This is a genomic window from Novosphingobium sp. fls2-241-R2A-195, from assembly GCF_030209485.1.
In the GTDB taxonomy this organism is placed as follows: Bacteria; Pseudomonadota; Alphaproteobacteria; order Sphingomonadales; family Sphingomonadaceae; genus Novosphingobium; species Novosphingobium resinovorum.
In genome coordinates, this window is the sequence record NZ_JARVRY010000003.1 from 211,218 (window position 1) to 227,542 (window position 16,325).

The window sequence follows — 16,325 nt, forward strand, 5'->3', positions numbered from 1 at the left end:
AGCGACATATCCATGTCGCGATGATTCCCTTGGGAGGGTACATGCGCTTTTCCGTCTTCCTGAACGCCCGTTCGCTCGGCCCCGAGCAGGATCGCAAGCTGATGAAGGACCTGGAGGCGCACGCGCGTCTCGCGGCCTCGCTGGACTACGATGCGATCTTCCTGCCGGACCATCACTTCAACGGTTACATGCCGGTGGCCAGCGACAGCTTCATCTTCGCAGGCTACCTTGCCGGGCAGATGCCGCACATGCATTTCGGTTTCTCGGTGGTGTCGGTGCCGCTGCATCACCCCGTGCGTTTCGCCGAGCGGATCAACGTCCTCGACCAGCTGACCGACGGCAAGCTGCTCGTCGGCGTCGGCTCGGGCACCACGCCCGAGGAGATGATCGGGTTCGCGGTGGACTACAGGGACGCGGGTGCCCTTGCCGAGAACAATCTCGCCATCGCCGAGCAGCTCTGGGCCAAGCGGATGGACGATCCCGCCGTGGTGATCGAGAACGGCCCGTACAACGGCCGCGTCCTCCAGCGCATCACGCCGGCGCCCTATACGCCCCGCCATGCCCGCCTGATGCCGGTGGCGATGAAGGAGGCCAGTTCGCGCCGCGCTGCCGAGAACGGCTGGCCCGCCTTCATCCCCGCCTTTACGCCACCCAAGATCGGCGGCACCGAGCCTTTCGTCCACGTCAAGAAGTGGTTCGACATCTACAAGGGGTTCCTGCTCGAAGCCGGCCACAGCGACGAGGTGGTCGCCTCCGCGCTCGACTGGACGACGCACACCTATCAGGTCGTCCACGTCGCCGAGACCGACGAGCAGGCGCGCGAGGAACTCGAAGTCATCCTGCGCAGCTATCAGGACGCGGTCGAGCGTGAGGCCGAATTCAACGCCCGCGCCGAGAGCGACGACGCCAACAAGAAGACCGACCGCACGCCTGATGCGCTGACCGACGACTGGATCGGCACCTGGTGCCTCTACGGCTCGCCCGAGACGGTGATCGAGCACCTGAAGCCCTATCAGGAGCTGGGCATCGGCAACATCCTGTGCGGCACGACGACCGGCCCGCTGACCGACGAGCGCCTGCAGCTGGGCAACCAGACGCTGCACCTGCTTTCCGAGAAGGTGATGCCCGCGCTCAAGGGCTGAGCCGAGCCGACGACGACGACAGGGCGCCCGCGAGAAGGGCGCCGCCTTATCAGGAGAGCGCAAAGTGACCGCAACTTCATCGCCCCGCCGCAAGCGGGTGGTCGGCCTTGGCGGGACTTTCCGCCAGGCCTCTTCCAGCGAGCGGATCGTGCGGGCCGTCCTTGCCGAGTGCGCGGCGATGGGCGCTGAAACCACGATGTTCGACGGCCCCTCGCTTGCGCGGCTACCGCACTTCAACCCGGAGAACCCCGCGCGCACCGCCGAGGAACAGGCTCTGGTCGAGGCGGTGCGCGGCTGCGACGCGATCGTCATCGGCAGCCCCGGCTATCACGGCGGCTATTCCGGGCTGGTGAAGAACGCGGTCGATCTCCTCGAGGACTTGCGCGGCGATGCGCGGGTCTATTTCGAGGGGCTGCCGGTCGGCCTCGTGGTGACGGCGGCGGGCTGGCAGGCTTGCGGGACGACGCTTTCCGCGCTGCGCGACGTCGTCCACGCGATGCGCGGCTGGCCCACGCCGGTCGGCATCGCGGTCAATTCGGTGGAGCAGCGGCCGTTCGGTCCTGACGGCGCACTGGCCGACGATGGCATCGCCCGCGCCGTGCGGGCGCAGGCACAGCAGATCATGGGTTTCGCATTCGAGGTTTCGACCGAGGTTTCGGCCGGGGGGTTGGCATGACGGACATTACGCTCACGCAGGCGAGCGCACTCACGGCGGGCGGGGCGATGTGGTCCTCGGTCGCATTGCCCGAGGCGGACATTCCGGCCTTCACCATGTCCGATGGCCCGCTCGGCATTGCCAGCGGCCGGGTGGACGAACGCGACATCGCGCTGCTCAGCCCGTGCTCGACTTTGCTGGGCGCGACGTGGGACCGCGACCTGTGCCGCCGCGTTGGCGAACTCGTCGGGCACGAGGCGGTCGCGCGCGGCGTCGATGCGGTGCTGGCGCCCAATCTCAACCTTGCGCGCAGCCCGCTGGCGGGCCGTGCCTTTGAGTATTTCTCCGAGGACCCGGTGCTGGCAGGTGTTCTCGGCGCCGAGTGGGCCGTGGGCCTGCAGTCGACCGGCACCGGCTCGGTCGCCAAGCACCTCGTCTGCAACGACAGCGAGACCGCGCGTGACGAAGTCGACGTGCGCGTCGATGACCGCACTTTGCGGGAAGTCTACCTGCTGCCGTTCGAATATGCGGTCGATGCGGGCTGCGTCGGCCTGCTGGCGGCCTACAACCGCGTCAACGGTTCGTGGTGCGCGGAGCAGGCCGAAGTGCTGACCGGAATCGTCAAGGGCGAGTGGGCTTTCGGCGGTCTCATCATGAGCGACTGGTTCGGCACCCATTCGACCGAGGGCTCGATCAACGCCGGGCTCGATCTGGAGATGCCGGGGCCGGCGCGGTTCCTCGGACCCAAAGTGGAGGCGGCCGTCGCGGCGGGCTCGGTCCTGCGCAGCCGGGTCGATGATGCCGCTGCCCGTGTCACCGCCGTCGCCCGCCGCCTCGATGCGCCCAAGGCCGCGCCTGCGCCGATGGATCAGGCCGAGGCGCTGCTGGTCGAGGCCGCTGCAGCGGGCTTCACCCTGCTGCGCAACGAAGGCGCGATGCTGCCGCTCGAACCGGGGACGGTGAAGCGGCTGGCGGTGATCGGGCCCAATGCCTACGCGCCGTGCTTCCAGGGTGGGACCTTCGCGAAGATTTCGATCTCGCCCGATGCGCCGACGCCGCTGGAAACGCTGCGCGAGACCTATGGCGACAGCTGCGAGCTGGTGTTCGAACCCGGCGTCGATCCGCAGCCGCGCCTGCCGGGGATGCCGGTGGTTCCGGCGCTCGACATCGGCGACGGCTGCACCCGCGGCATGACGCTCGAATACTTCGCGCAGCCCGGCTGCACCGGAGAGGTACTCTCGCGCGAGACGCGCGATACCAATTCGCTGGTGTGGTTCGTCGGCGTGCATGAGCAGGCGGAATTCACCCGGCCCGGATCGCTGCGCGCTTCCGGCCGGTTCACGGCGGAAAGCGCGGGGCTCTACAGCTTCTACCTCGGCTCCACCGGCGCGGCGCGCATCCTTGTCGATGGGCGGGAAGTGCTGACGGCGGGCGGCGAAGTCCCGGCTTCCGAGATCATGGGCGTCCTCAAGCGCGGCGACGCCGACATGGCCGCGATCGAACTGGCCGAGGGGCAGGAGGTCACCGTCACAGCCGAATTCGAGTGGCTGGGCGGTCGCGTACAGGGTCTTTGGTACGGGGTGCGCAACCCTGACAGCGCCGAGGCCATGCTCGCCCGCGCCGTCGAGGCCGCGCGGGGAGCCGATGCGGTGCTGCTGATGGTGGGCGAGACATCGGATTCCAGCGTCGAGAGCAAGGACCGCGGCGACACCCGCCTGCCCGAGATGCAGGAGCGCCTGATCGCGCAAGTCTGCGCCGTCAATCCGCGTACGGCGGTGATCGTCAACGTCGGCCATGCCTTCGACTGCAGCTGGGAGGATGGCGCTGCCGCCGTGCTCTCGGTCTGGTATCCGGGGCAGGGCTTTGCGCAGGCGCTCGCGGACGTGCTCTGCGGCCGCCGCGAGCCGCGCGGACGTCTTCCGGTGACGATTGCGGCCGACGAAGCGGACTATCCCGCCTTCGACCTCGCCCCTGCGGCGGACGGCACGCTGACTTACGCCGAGGGCACGCGCTTCGGCTATCGCGGGCTGGTCGCGCAGGGGCGGGCCGCGCGCCATCCGTTCGGCAGCGGCCTTGGCTATGCGCAAGTGCTCTGGAGCGATGCGCGTGCCGAGGACGGCGCGGTTTCGGTGGCGCTGACCAATCCCGGCGCGCGCGAGACCTGCGAGATCGTGCAGGTCTATCGCGACGAGCCGGAATGCGCGCTGGTCGGCTTCGCGCGCGTCATTCTCGCGCCCGGAGAGACGCGGCGGGTCACGGTGCCGCTGGAGACCAGGGCACTGCGCATCTGGGGCGAGGAGGGCTGGATGCCCGTAGCCGATCGCCTGACCCTTCGCGCCGCGCGGCATTGCGAGGATGCGGGGCTGCCGGTCGAGGTCACGCTCGCCGCATTCGTCTGAGGGTCGAGGTTAAAAGAAAGGGGCCGGCAGGACGCATTGTCCTGCCGGCCCCTTTTTGTCGCTTTCCCACACCGCCGTCATTGCGAGCGGAGCGAAGCAATCCAGGGCGGCACTGTGCCGTCTGGATTGCTTCGCTCCGCTCGCAATGACGAGAGGTTCAGGCCGTGCGCGGCACCGCCGGGCTGGCGCGCACGGCGGCGACGACCGCCACCGCCATGCCGACCAGCGCCGCGCATCCGCTCGCGACGAAGGCGCCCTGCATCGTCCCGGTCGCGAGGTTCATCTGGTGGACCAGCCACGGCGAGCTGAACTGGCCGAAGAAGAACGCGCCGGTCCAGATGCCCATGCCGCGGCCGCGATGCTCGAAGGGGAACTTGGTCTGCGCCCACGCCACCAGCATAGGCACGGCCATGCCTGCGGCGGTCTGCTGGATGCACAGGCCCACGACCATCTCGCCCGGCGTGCGGGCAAGGCCGATCACGGCAAGCCCGGTGCCGATGATGCCGAAGAAAGTGGCCAACTGCACCGCGTTCGCACGTCCCGAGAGAATGCGGAACAGCAGTGCCCCGGGGATCACGAAGAGGCTGGGCAGGAAGCTCATCCGGCCGACCGCGCCGGGGTCACGGACGCCGACTTCTCCGAAGGCGATGCTGCCATTGACGATGAAGACGTAATAAAGCGCCGAGGAGAACAGCGTGACGAGCGCCACCGTCGCTGCCGCCGCGATCGGGAAGGCCGCCTTGCCCGCCGCCGTCGGTGTTTCGGCCTGTACCCTGGGGGCCTGCGCCCGCTTCGGCTCGAACATGAAGGCGAGCATCGCGAAGAAGATCGGGAAGGCCACCAGATAGACCAGGAAGCCGCCGTTCCAGCGCAGCGAGGCCACCGTGCCCGACAGCAGGATCACCCCCGAGGCAAGGAACGGCCCGACCACGCCTTGCACGAACAACCAGTCGCGGCGCCCGGTATCCTCCCAGTAGTCCGCGATCAGGGTGTTGACGATGGTGAGGATGCCCGCCTCGCACACGCCCAGCATCAGGCGCGTGGCAAAGATCTGGTCGAGGTCGTCGAGGAAGAACGGCGCGGTGCCGAACAACCCGTAGAAGAACGTACAGCCCAGCAGCAGCCGTCGCCGTCCGAACTTGTCGACGAAGAACCCCGCGAACGGCGCGAGTACGGCTACGGTCAGGCCCGGAGCCGTGACCATGAGCGGCACTTTCGCGGCCGCGTCGGGGTCGGTGGCGAAGTGCTGGATCATCGAGGCGACGATCGGGAACATCGAGACGATGGCGAAGATGGGCAGGAACGCCGCCGACACCAGGGTCACGCCCTGGGGTCGCATCGTCAGCCTGCCGAAGAATCGGGATACCGGGTTCATGCTACTCCCAACTGCGCTCTGGATCGGCGCATATTAGAATTCGTATTCTCGTTTGGTATCCGGCCATGGGCGCCCGGTCAATGCACTTGTTTTGCCATCGATGGGCTTGACGAACGTGCCATTCAAAAATTAGAATGATAATTATAAAAATGGGCGATGGTGCGGATGAGGCGGCGTTTACGAATGGACATGACATACAGCGGTGCGGCCTTGCGGGAGCGATGCGCATGAGCGGGTGGACGCGCCGCGATTTCGCGGGCGGTGTGGCGCTGTTCGCGCTGGCGCTGGGCATTCCGGCGGCAGCGGTGAAGCTCACCGATCTTGCCGCCGAGGACGCGCCGAGCGACCGTCAGCGCAGCCTGATGGCCGAGGTGTCCGACCTCGTCATCCCGCGCACCGATACGCCCGGCGCCCGCGATGTCGGCGTGGGCGACTTCGTGGTTCTTGCCCTCGCCCATGGGTTGAGCGGGACGCGGGCGCCGATGGCTGCCGAGATGGTGACGGCGGCGCTCGTGCCGTTCCGCCGCCGGGACGGATCGCTGCGTCATCTGGCATGGCTGGAGCAGGCGCTGGACCGGGCTGCGGGCGGCGACTTCCTGCGCCAGCCGCGCGAACGCAGGGCCGAGCTTCTCTCCGCGCTGGATGCGGAGGCGTTCGCACAAGCCGCCGTCTTCTCGCCGTGGACCGCGATCAAGGGGCTGATCCTGACCGGCTACTACACCAGCGAGGCGGGCGGATCGCAGGAGCTGCGCTACGATCTCGTTCCCGGCAAGTGGGAGTGGGACATTCCGATCACGCCCGGCATGCGGGCATTCTCCAGTGACTGGACGGCAGTGGATTTCGGTTGATGACGGGCAACAACACGCAATTCGACGCGATCGTCGTCGGCTCTGGCATCACCGGCGGCTGGGCGGCCAAGGAACTGACCGAGGCGGGCCTTACCGTCCTGATGATCGAGCGTGGCCGCAAGATCGAGCATCAGGTCGACTACGAGACAGAGACAAAGTCTCCGTGGGACATGGAGTTTCGCGGGCAGGGCGACGCAGCGCTCTATGCGCGCGAATACCCGGTGCAGATGCTCAACCGGCACTTCAACGAATTTACGCAAGGCCACTTCGTCAACGATGCGCAGGAGCCTTACCAGAAGGCGCCGGGCAAGGATTTCGACTGGTTCCGCTCGTACCAGCTGGGCGGTCGCTCGCTGACCTGGGGGCGCCAGTGCTATCGCTGGTCGGACTACGATTTCGGCGCCAACAAGCGCGACGGCTTCGGCACCGACTGGCCGATCCGCTACGCCGAACTCGCGCCGTGGTACGACCGGGTCGAGGAGTTCGTCGGCGTGTCGGGCGCGGCGGAGGGGCTGGCGCAGTTGCCCGACGGGCGCTTCCTGCCGCCGATGGAACTCAACTGCGTCGAGCAGGCGACCCGCGAGCGCATCCTTGCGAAATACCCCGACCGCGTCATGACGATCGGGCGCACCGCCAACCTCACCGAAGCGCGCCCCGAACAGGGCCGCGGGCATTGCCAGTATCGCAGCATCTGCGCGCGCGGCTGCTCCTACGGCGCTTACTTCTCGACCCAGTCGGCGACGTTGCCGGCGGCGCAAAAGACCGGGCGGTTGACGGTGGTGACCGACGCGCAGGTGCACAAGCTGGACTACGATCCGGCGACGAAGCGAGTCACCGGCGTCCACTGGATCGACACGAAGACGGGCGAGGGGCGGCAGGCGCACTCGCGGATCGTGTTCCTCAATGCGGGCGCGTTCAACTCGGTCCACCTGATGCTCAATTCGGCGAGCGAGGCGATGCCTCGTGGCCTCGCCAATTCCAGCGGCGTGCTGGGGACGCATATCATGGACCACGCCAACACGATGGCGGGCATGGCGGTGATGCCCGGGTTCGAGGGGCGCACCACGTTCGGCAACCGTCCGACCGGCATCGTCATCCCGCGTTTCCGCAATCTGGAGACGATGGACGGCAAGGGCTTCACGCGCGGCTATTCGTTTCAGGGCGGCGCGCTGCAGGGCACGTGGACGCGCGGCAAGCGCATGGCGGGCATCGGAAGTGCCTACAAGGACGAGCTGCACGATATCGGTCCCTGGACGATGGTGCTGGTGGTCTTCGCCGATTCGATGCCGCGCGCCAGCAACCGCCTGACCTTGAGCAACCGCACCGACCCGCGCGGCGTGCGCCAGCTGGAGATCGCCTTCGAGCACGGCAGGGAGGAACTCGCCGCGCTGTCCGACGCGAAGACCGAGGCGGCGGCGATGCTGACGGCGGCGGGCGGCCACGTCGTCATGGGCTTCGACCGGCCGGGCCACGGCGGTACCTCGATCCACGAGATGGGCGGCGCGCGGATGGGCTGGGATCCCCGGACTTCGGTGCTCAACCGCTGGAGCCAGGCGCATGACGTGCCGAACCTGTTCGTCACCGACGGCGCGCAGATGAGCTCGTCGGCCTGCCAGAACCCTTCGCTGACGTATATGGCGCTGACCGCACGGGCCTGCGATGCGGCGGTGAAGATGCTTCGGGAAGGGGCGATTTGACGCCCGATGTGCCGCCGCCGCCAGCGGTGAAGCATGGTTCGGGCCTCAGCGAGCGGCAGAAGTCGCTCGCTTACCTGACGCTGATGGTGGCGCTGGTGCTGGAGATCGTCGACGTCACGATCGTCAACACCGCGCTGCCGGTGATCGAGCGCGATTTCGGCGCGATGGCCGCGCAGGCGCAGTGGGTGGCGGCGGGCTATTCGCTCGCCTTCGCGCTGCTGCTGATGCTGGGCGGACGGCTGGGCGATTCGTGGGGTTACCGGCGGCTGTTCGTCGGCGGGGTCGGCGGCTTCACGCTGGCTTCGATTTTCTGCGGCCTTTCGGGAAGCCCCGACCAGCTCATCGCCGCGCGCGTGCTGCAAGGATCGGCGGGCGCGATGATGGCGCCGCAGGTCATGGCATTGGTGCAAGTGCTGTTCGAGCCGCTGGAGCGCGTCGCCAAGCTGGCATGGGTGGGCGTGATCGGCGGGCTCTCGGCGATTTGCGGGCCGATTCTGGGCGGGCTGCTGATCCATGCCGACCTGTTCGGGCTGGGCTGGCGCAGCGTGTTCCTGATCAACGCGCCGGTCGGCCTCTGCGCGATGGTGGTCGGCTGGAGGCTGCTGCCGGATGCGCGATCGTCGAACGCGCGAGGCGTCGATCTTGCCGGGACGCTGCTGTTCGCGGGCGCGATGGCGGCGCTGCTGGTTCCGCTGGTGCGGGGCGCGGACTTCGGCTGGCAGGTGTGGCACTTCGCGCTGCTGGCCGCCGCGCCCGTGCTGCTGGCGCTGGTCTGGCGCCGCACCCGCGCGCGGGCCGCCAGAGGCACCGCGGCCCTGTTCGCGCCGGAGCTTTTCGCCGAGCCGCAGTTCGCGCTGGGCCTCGCGATCGCGCTGCTGTTCGGTGCGGCGACCGGCGGGTTCCTGTTCGTCTTCGCGTTCGGAGCGCAGAAGCTGCTGGGCTATTCGCCCTTGCAGACCGGGCTGTTGCACATTCCCTTCAGCGTGGGCGTGATGCTGGGCATCGCGTTCCTTGGCCGCAAGCTGCTGATGAGCCGGGGCAAAGGCGTGCTGGTGCTGGGGGCCGGGCTCATGGCGCTGTTCGCGGGTGGCTCGCTGGGGTGGATCGGCTGTGCCAGTGCTTGGGCCAGTGCTTTGGCCAGCCCTTGGGCATGGGCGCTGCCCTGTCTGGCGCTGGCGGGCACCGGCATGGGCATGACCACCGGGCCTTTGACCCCGGTGATGCTGGCACGGGTCGATACGCGCCATGCCGGGGCGGCAAGCGGGCTGATCAAGACCGTGCAGGAACTCGGCATGGCGCTGGGCATCGCGGTGGTCGGCACGGCCTTCTTCGCCGGAGCGCCGCGCGGAGAGGTGGGCGCGGTGTGGCCCGCCATCGCGGTCATCGAGGTGTTGCTGGCGGCGTGCCTGCTGCTGGCCCTGCGTTTGCCCGCAAGACTGTTCCCGGAGCACGACGCTTGAATGGAAAGGGGCGGCTGAGCCGCCCCTTTCAACGTCAGATCGATACCGTCTTGCGGTCGGTGTTGATCGAGGGGAACGGCAGGTAGGACACCCGCAACTGCTGGAGCAGCGTGAGTTCGTGCTCGCCCGCCGGGAAGCCGCCGGGATGGTCGACGAGAATCGTCGCGGGTGTGCCGAAGGGCCAGCGGCGGTCGTAGGCCAGTTCCATCTCGTCCAGCGTCAGGGTGCCCCCCGTGCGGCCGCCGCCTTCATCGAAACGCACGGCTTCGCGGGCAAGGGGCTCGCCGTCGATGGACACGTCCAGCTTCTCGATCATCGAAAGGCCGAGGCCGCGGTAGTAGCCGAGCTTGGCCTCGAAGGCGAAGCCCGTGGGGGCGTCCGCCGGGCCGGTGTTGCGCAGGCTGGCGGCGTCGATCAGGTACTTGTCGAACATCAGGCGATCTCCAGCCGGCTTTCCGCCTTGGCGATGAGGTTTTCGAACATGACGTGCTGGCGGCGCACCTGCTCGCGGCTGTCCACCTCCTCGACGTCCTGGATCCAGCGGTTGCCTTCGTATTCGCTGGAAAGCGTGCCTTCCCAGCCGCACTTCACCAGTTCGGGGATCACTTCGTCGTAGGCGATCGTCGGGTCGGTGCAGTCCTGCGTCATGCCGTAGAACTTGGCCTGGATATGGCGGAAATAGGGGGCGTAGTCCTTGATCCGCCTGGGGTTCGCGTAAGGTGCATGGCGCAGCGTCTCGGCCATGGCGATCTCGGCCTTGTTGCCGCCCATCTTCACCGCGACTTCGTAGATCGTGTATTCGCACATGATCTTCTGTTCGTGCTGGTCGACGATGAACTGCGCGATTTCGGGGCGGGCGCCCTGCCGCTCGAACCGGGCGCGGAATTCGGGTGGGTAGTGCTTCATGAACACGCCCATGTCGGGCAGGATGCCGAGGTGCTGCGTGCCGAGGCGGTCGGCGACGTCGATCGTGCGCAGGATCCACGCATGTTCCAGATGCCAGGGCGCATGGACCTCGACGCCCATGTGGACGTCTAGCTGTTCGGCATAAGGCACGCACTTCTCGAGGATGTCGGGACGCACGAAGATCAGCACGCGCATGTTGCGGATGCCGAGGCGGTTGCAGAGCACGAGGTCGCGCCGGATGCTCTCGACCTGTTCCTCGTCGGACAGGACCTCGCCCTTGCGCAGCTTGGTGTCGAGGAACATGTCGTAGCAGGTGAAATGCGCGCCGTGACGGGCCAGCATGTCCTGCCACTCGCCCAGTTGCGCATCGGTGATGTTCGGGAACGTCGGCATGTTCTGCTCGGGCAGGATCTCGATGCCCGGTGCGCCGATCGACGCGGCGAAGGCGACGACGTCCTCCACGCTCATCCGGCCCAGGAACATCTCCTCCTGGAAACTGTAGAGGCTCACGCCCCGCTCAATCTTGGACATTGTGGCCCCTTTCGAATGGGCCGTTTCGCAGCGGCATACGAAAGCGCTTCCGGCCCGTGCGGCCCGTCGCTTCTCCCGGATACGCGGCGTTGCGGCCGTCCATATTAGAATAGAAATTCGTATTTGGACTCGGATCGGGGCGCTGTCAATCTCTTGACGTCTCCGGAATCGATAATTAGAAATATCGTTCTAATTTGCAAACGCGGGGCGCAAAGCCGCGCCGGTTCGGACCATGAGCCCGGGAGAGAAACATGCGGCCAATCGATGATACTGCCCATGGTACTGCAACGAGGGCGGGCGCCCGCCATGCATGACCTGAACGTCCTGATCATCGGGGGCGGCATCGGCGGCCTGTCCGCCGCGATCGCGCTCGGCCGCGCGGGCCACCGGCTGACGGTGATCGAGCGTGACCCGGAGTGGTCGGTCTACGGGGTAGGCATCATCCAGCAGGCCAACGTGGTGCGGGCGATGGACCAGCTCGGCGTGCTCGACGCATTCCTCGACGCGGCCTGCGGCTTCGATGCAGTGGAGATCTACGTGCCCTCCGGCGAGCGCGTCGCGCGGGTTCCGGCGCCGAGCCTCGTGCCGGGCAAGCCCGCCAATGTCGGCATCGGCCGCCGCGCGCTGCAGAAGGTGCTCGGCGACAGCGCGAAGGCGCTTGGCGCGGCGATCCGGCTGGGCGTTACCGCGACTGTGCTTGAGGATGACGGCGCCGATGATAGCGGGGGTGTGGCCGTCAGCTTCTCGGACGGCAGCGCGGAACGCTTCGACATCGTGGTGGGTGCCGATGGGGTCTATTCGCAGACGCGCGAGGCGATCCTGCCGGGCGCCGCCGCCCCGGAATTCACCGGGCAGGGGGTGTGGCGCTACAACTTCCCGCGTCCCGCCGATCTTGATGCGCTGCATGTCTACAACGGCCCCGTGGGTGTCGGCCTGGTGCCGATGAGTGCCGAGGCGATGTACCTCTTCGCGACCAGCCCCGAACCGGGCAATCCGCACTATCCGCGGGAGGGTCTTGCCGCCGCGATGCGCGGCAAGCTGGCGAATGCCGCACCGCAGATCCGGGCGCTGGCTGAGCAGATCACCGACGATGCGGGCGTGGTCTATCGCCCGCTGGAGGGGTTGATGGTCCAAGGTCCCTGGCACAAGGGCCGCGTGGTCCTGCTCGGCGACGCGGTCCACGCGACGACGCCGCATCTGGGGCAGGGCGCCGGGATGGCGATCGAGGATGCGCTCGTGCTCGCCGAAGAACTGGGCCGCAGCGACGCGCCGGAAGCCGCCTTCGCCGCCTACCGCGAGCGCCGCTACGAACGCTGCCGCTACATCGTCGAGAAGTCGCTGGAGATCTGCCACGGCCAGATCGGCAAAGGCCCGCAAGTCGACAACCACAAGGCCACCGCAGAGATGTTCGCGGTCGTCTCGCAAGCTATCTGATCAGGCAAGGACAGACCCATGACCCGAGTGACCGAGATCCGTTATGTCGGATATGGCGTCGAGGATTTCGACGCCGAACGCGCTTTCTACACCAACGACTGGGGCCTCGTCGAAGTGGCCGGTGATGACCAGATGGCGTGGTTCAAGACCCACGGCCATGACGAGCATCACGTCGTGCGGTTGCACAAGTCGGACGCCAACCACGTCGAGGTGATCGCCTTCGCCGCCGACACCCGCGAGGATGTCGATACCCTGCACGACAAGGTCGCCCAGGCGGGCTGCCGGGTCGTCCATACCCCGCGCGATCTCGATGCGCCAGGCGGCGGCTACGGCTTCCGCTTCTTCTCGCCCGACGGCCTGCCCTTCGAGATTTCCGCCGAAGTCGCGCGCTCTGCCAAGCGGGCGATGGAGCGCTGGGAAGGCATGCCGGTGAAGATCAGCCACATCGTCGTCCACTCGCCCGACCATCAGGGGCTGGTGCGCTTCTTCACCGAGGTGCTGGGCTTCAAGGTGAGCGACTGGCTGGGCGACTTCATGTGCTTCCTGCGCTGCAACGAGGCGCACCACCGCGTCGCCATCCTGCCCGGACCGCCGTGCCTCAACCACGTCGCCTACGACATGCTGACGGTGGACGACATGTTCCGCGGTGCCCACCGCCTCAAGCAGCACGGCACCGACATTCGCTGGGGGCCGGGCCGCCACACGGCGGGCAACAACACCTTCAGCTACTTCGTGACGCCGGGCGGCTTCGCGGTCGAGTATACTTCCGAACTGGAGGACGTGGACTTCGAGAACCACGTCCACAAGGTCCACGTGCCCGCGCCGCTGGTCATGGACCAGTGGAGCATCGGCGTCGGCGGTCCCCAGACGATGCCGCACCCCAGGCCCGACGCGAAGCTGTTCCAGCCGGCGGAGGTGTGACAGGTGGCCCTCTTCGAATACTTCCCGAACTACATCTGGAACCTCTCGGTCGCGATCGCGATGGAATCGGGCGCGCAGCTCGGCGAGATCATCGACATGTGCAAGCCGATCCGTGACGCGGCCGACAGCGGCGCGGACGCGGGCACGCCGCAGTTCATGAAGGCATGGGCGGCGATGGGCGACAAGCTGCTCGATCTCGCCGCCGAGGACGAGGCGAAGGGCCGCGCCTTCTCTGCCTCCAGCAAGCTGGAACGCGCCTCGCTCTACCTGATCACGGCGGAGCGCATGCAGGGCCACGGCGCACCGGGACGCGAGGCGACTTACGCGAAGGCGCGCGAGGCGTTCGACCGCTCGACCGCGCTGGGCAAGCTGAACCGCGAGCGCGTCGAAATACCGCTGGAACAGGGCACCATGCCCGCGTTGTTCACCCGCGCTCCCGGATCGGGCCGCAAGCCCGTGGTGGTGTTCTGCAACGGCCTCGATAGCTGCAAGGAGCTGCTCTACTGGACCCGGCTCCCTGAAGAACTGGCGCGGCGCGGCATCTCCACCCTTTGCGTCGACCAGCCCGGCTCCGGCGAGGCGCTGCGCTTGCAGAGCCTGCCGGTCGACCCGCATTCCGAAAGCTGGGCGAGCAAGGCGGTGGACTGGCTGGAGCAGCAGCCCGAAGTCGATCCCGAGGCCATCGGCATGACCGGCATCTCGCTCGGCGGTCACTTCGCGCCGCGCGCCGTCGCCTACGAGCCGCGCTTCGCCAGCGGCGCGGTCTGGGGCGCCAACCATAACTGGCGCGAGGTGCAGGACAAGCGCATGTCGCGCGAGGGCGAGAACCCGGTGCCGCACTACTGGGCGCACGTCCACTGGGCCTTCGGGGCCGAGGGTCAGGAAGACTTCCTCGCCAAATCCGGGGCGATGAACCTCAACGGCCATATGGACGGCATCAGGGTTCCGTTCCTGGTTACCCATGGTGCGCAGGACCGCCAGATCAGCGTCGCCTACGCCGACGACCTTTATGACCAGCTCGTCAACTCGCCCCGGCGCGAGAAAGTGATCTTCACCCCGCGCGAAGGCGGGGTCGAGCACGTCGGCGCCGACAACATGGCATATGGCCGCGACCTGATCTCCGACTGGTTCGCCGAAACGCTTGGAGGAGCAACCGCATGAGCCCCCGTAGTGCCAACAGGCAGTTCATCGACCTCTCGATCACGCTGTGCAACGACGTGGTCAGCGACCCGCCGTTCCTCAAGCCCGAGATCACCTACCAGAACCACATGGACACGGCGGGCGAACTGGACATGTTCTTCCCCGGCGTTACGGCCGACGACACCCCTGACGGCGCCGGTTTCGCGGCCTCCGAATGGGTGAAGCTGACGACGCACAGCGGCACGCATCTCGACGCGCCCTACCATTTCCACCCGACCATGAACGGCAGGGACGGCGAGCCCGAACGCTCGATCACCATCGACGAAGTGCCGCTGGAATGGTGCTTCCAGCGCGGGGTGAAGCTGGACTTCCGCCACCTGCCGGACGGCCATGTGGTCACCGCCGCCGAAGTCGAGGCGGAACTCGCGCGGATCGGCCATGACCTGCAGCCGCTCGACATCGTTCTCGTCAACACGGCGGCGGGCAAGGCGCTCGGGCGGCCGGACTTCGTGAACGTCGGCTGCGGCATGGGCTACGAGGCGACGATGTACCTGACCGAGCGGGGTGTGCGCGTCACCGGCACCGACGCCTGGTCATGGGACGCGCCTTTCGCGCATACCGCGAAGAAAGTGCAGGAGACCGGCGACACCTCGCTGATCTGGGAGGGCCACAAGGCCGGGCGCGACATCGGCTACTGCCACCTCGAAAAGCTGCACAACCTTGAGGCATTGCCGCCGCACGGCTTCACCGTCAGCTGCTTCCCGCACAAGATCAAGGGTGCTTCGGCGGGCTGGACCCGCGCCGTCGCCATCATCGAGGACTGAGCCCGCAATGCGCCTCGCAACGCTTGCAGACGGGACGGCGGACGGCCGCCTCGTCGTGGTTTCGCACGACGGCGCGCGCTGCCTTGCTGCGTCAATCCCCAACCTGCTGGGCGCGATGGAGGACTGGACGGATGCGGAAGCGCTGCTGCGCGATCTTGCCGCCCGGCTCGCAGCGGGAGAGGGCGATCCGCTCGACCCCGCGCTTCTGCGCGCGCCGCTCCCGCGTTCGTGGCAGTGGCTCGACGGTTCGGCGTTCGGCACACACGGCGAACTCATGCAGATCGCCTTCAACCTGCCGCCTATCGAGACCGACCGTCCCCTGATGTACCAGGGCATGTCCGACCGTTTTCTCGGTCCCGCCGACCCGGCGGCGTTCCCCAGCGAAGCCGACGGCATCGACTTCGAGGGCGAATTCGGCGTCATCGTCGATGCGGTGCCGATGGGGGTGACGCCGCAGCAGGCGCTCGGCCACATCCGGCTGGTGGTCCAGATCAACGACTGGTCGCTGCGCGCGATCGCGCCGATCGAGATGAAGACCGGTTTCGGCTGGGTCCAGGCCAAGCCGGCCTGCTCGATGGCACCTTTCGCCGTCACGCCCGATGCGCTCGGCGCGGCATGGCGCGACGGGCGTGTCTGCATGGACCTGCAGATCGACTGGAACGGCAAGCGCTTCGGCCGGGCGAGCGGCGGCGCCATGGACTTCGGCTTTCACGAACTGGTGGCCCACGCCGCTCGCACGCGCGATCTGGTCGCGGGCACGATCATCGGTTCGGGCACGGTGTCCAACCCGGATTATGCAGAAGTCGGTTCCAGCTGCATCTCCGAAGTGCGGGCCATCGAGATGATCCGCGACGGCAAGCCCTCCACGCCGTTCATGGCCTATGGCGACAGGATTCGCATGGAAGCTCTGGCGGCGGACGGCGGTGCGCCATTCGGCGCGATAGACCAGACCGTCTCGCGCGTCTGAGGTACCTCCCTTTTCCGGTGCTGTAG

Annotated in this window: 14 protein-coding genes; 11 read left to right on the plus strand and 3 right to left on the minus strand. The window is 67.5% G+C overall.

Annotated elements, in window-relative coordinates; all coding sequences use genetic code 11:
• Nucleotides 1-41: 41 nt before the first annotated feature.
• The 3 genes from QRN25_RS02985 to QRN25_RS02995 all read left to right on the plus strand — a co-directional run bounded on the left by QRN25_RS02985 (nucleotide 42) and on the right by QRN25_RS02995 (nucleotide 4,196).
• Nucleotides 42-1,142 (plus strand): LLM class flavin-dependent oxidoreductase, encoded by a 1,101-nt coding sequence (locus QRN25_RS02985; protein ID WP_285017378.1) that lies wholly within the window; start codon nucleotides 42-44, stop codon nucleotides 1,140-1,142.
• Between the two features lie 64 nt (nucleotides 1,143-1,206).
• Nucleotides 1,207-1,818 carry an NADPH-dependent FMN reductase gene (locus tag QRN25_RS02990; RefSeq protein ID WP_285017379.1) on the plus strand — a complete coding sequence of 204 codons (612 nt, stop codon included), beginning with the start codon at nucleotides 1,207-1,209 and terminating at the stop codon, nucleotides 1,816-1,818.
• Nucleotides 1,815-4,196, plus strand: a complete 2,382-nt coding sequence (locus QRN25_RS02995; RefSeq protein WP_285017380.1) for a beta-glucosidase — start codon at nucleotides 1,815-1,817, stop codon at nucleotides 4,194-4,196. Before QRN25_RS02990 ends, QRN25_RS02995 begins: the two co-directional genes overlap by 4 nt.
• A 157-nt stretch (nucleotides 4,197-4,353) precedes the next feature.
• Here the strand turns inward: QRN25_RS02995 and QRN25_RS03000 are convergent, their stop codons facing one another.
• Nucleotides 4,354-5,571 carry an MFS transporter gene (locus QRN25_RS03000; protein ID WP_285017381.1) on the minus strand — a complete coding sequence of 406 codons (1,218 nt, stop codon included), beginning with the start codon at nucleotides 5,569-5,571 and terminating at the stop codon, nucleotides 4,354-4,356.
• A gap of 227 nt (nucleotides 5,572-5,798) precedes the next feature.
• On the opposite strand from QRN25_RS03000, the gene QRN25_RS03005 reads away from it, so the two are divergent.
• From QRN25_RS03005 to QRN25_RS03015, 3 genes are read left to right on the plus strand one after another with little or no spacing between them, the layout of a single operon-like run.
• On the plus strand, nucleotides 5,799-6,419 hold the full coding sequence (locus QRN25_RS03005; protein ID WP_285017382.1) for a gluconate 2-dehydrogenase subunit 3 family protein: 621 nt from the start codon (nucleotides 5,799-5,801) through the stop codon (nucleotides 6,417-6,419).
• The gene (locus QRN25_RS03010) at nucleotides 6,419-8,116 is read left to right on the plus strand and encodes a GMC oxidoreductase (protein ID WP_285017383.1); all 1,698 of its coding nucleotides are present in this window, start codon (nucleotides 6,419-6,421) and stop codon (nucleotides 8,114-8,116) included. The genes QRN25_RS03005 and QRN25_RS03010 overlap by 1 nt, the downstream gene beginning before the upstream one ends.
• On the plus strand, nucleotides 8,113-9,576 hold the full coding sequence (locus QRN25_RS03015; RefSeq protein ID WP_285017384.1) for an MFS transporter: 1,464 nt from the start codon (nucleotides 8,113-8,115) through the stop codon (nucleotides 9,574-9,576). Before QRN25_RS03010 ends, QRN25_RS03015 begins: the two co-directional genes overlap by 4 nt.
• 34 nt (nucleotides 9,577-9,610) lie before the next feature.
• Here the strand turns inward: QRN25_RS03015 and QRN25_RS03020 are convergent, their stop codons facing one another.
• Nucleotides 9,611-10,009, minus strand: a complete 399-nt coding sequence (locus tag QRN25_RS03020; RefSeq protein ID WP_285017385.1) for a C-glycoside deglycosidase beta subunit domain-containing protein — start codon at nucleotides 10,007-10,009, stop codon at nucleotides 9,611-9,613.
• Nucleotides 10,009-11,013, minus strand: coding sequence for a sugar phosphate isomerase/epimerase family protein (locus tag QRN25_RS03025; protein WP_285017386.1), 1,005 nt, complete (start codon nucleotides 11,011-11,013; stop codon nucleotides 10,009-10,011). The genes QRN25_RS03020 and QRN25_RS03025 overlap by 1 nt, the downstream gene beginning before the upstream one ends.
• A gap of 306 nt (nucleotides 11,014-11,319) precedes the next feature.
• Here QRN25_RS03025 and QRN25_RS03030 point away from each other — a divergent pair, with 306 nt between their 5' ends.
• From QRN25_RS03030 to QRN25_RS03050, 5 genes are read left to right on the plus strand one after another with little or no spacing between them, the layout of a single operon-like run.
• A complete protein-coding gene (locus QRN25_RS03030) occupies nucleotides 11,320-12,447 on the plus strand; it encodes an FAD-dependent oxidoreductase (protein WP_285017387.1) in 1,128 nt (375 codons plus the stop codon).
• Nucleotides 12,448-12,465: 18 nt separating this feature from the next.
• Nucleotides 12,466-13,368, plus strand: a complete 903-nt coding sequence (locus QRN25_RS03035) for a VOC family protein (RefSeq protein ID WP_285017388.1) — start codon at nucleotides 12,466-12,468, stop codon at nucleotides 13,366-13,368.
• 3 nt (nucleotides 13,369-13,371) lie between these two features.
• Nucleotides 13,372-14,529: an alpha/beta hydrolase family protein gene (locus QRN25_RS03040; RefSeq protein WP_285017389.1), complete on the plus strand. Its 1,158-nt coding sequence runs from the start codon at nucleotides 13,372-13,374 to the stop codon at nucleotides 14,527-14,529.
• Nucleotides 14,526-15,332 carry a cyclase family protein gene (locus tag QRN25_RS03045; RefSeq protein WP_285017390.1) on the plus strand — a complete coding sequence of 269 codons (807 nt, stop codon included), beginning with the start codon at nucleotides 14,526-14,528 and terminating at the stop codon, nucleotides 15,330-15,332. Before QRN25_RS03040 ends, QRN25_RS03045 begins: the two co-directional genes overlap by 4 nt.
• Before the next feature lie 7 nt (nucleotides 15,333-15,339).
• Complete coding sequence (locus tag QRN25_RS03050) at nucleotides 15,340-16,299, plus strand: fumarylacetoacetate hydrolase family protein (protein ID WP_285017391.1); 960 nt, start codon at nucleotides 15,340-15,342, stop codon at nucleotides 16,297-16,299.
• Nucleotides 16,300-16,325: the final 26 nt, after the last annotated feature.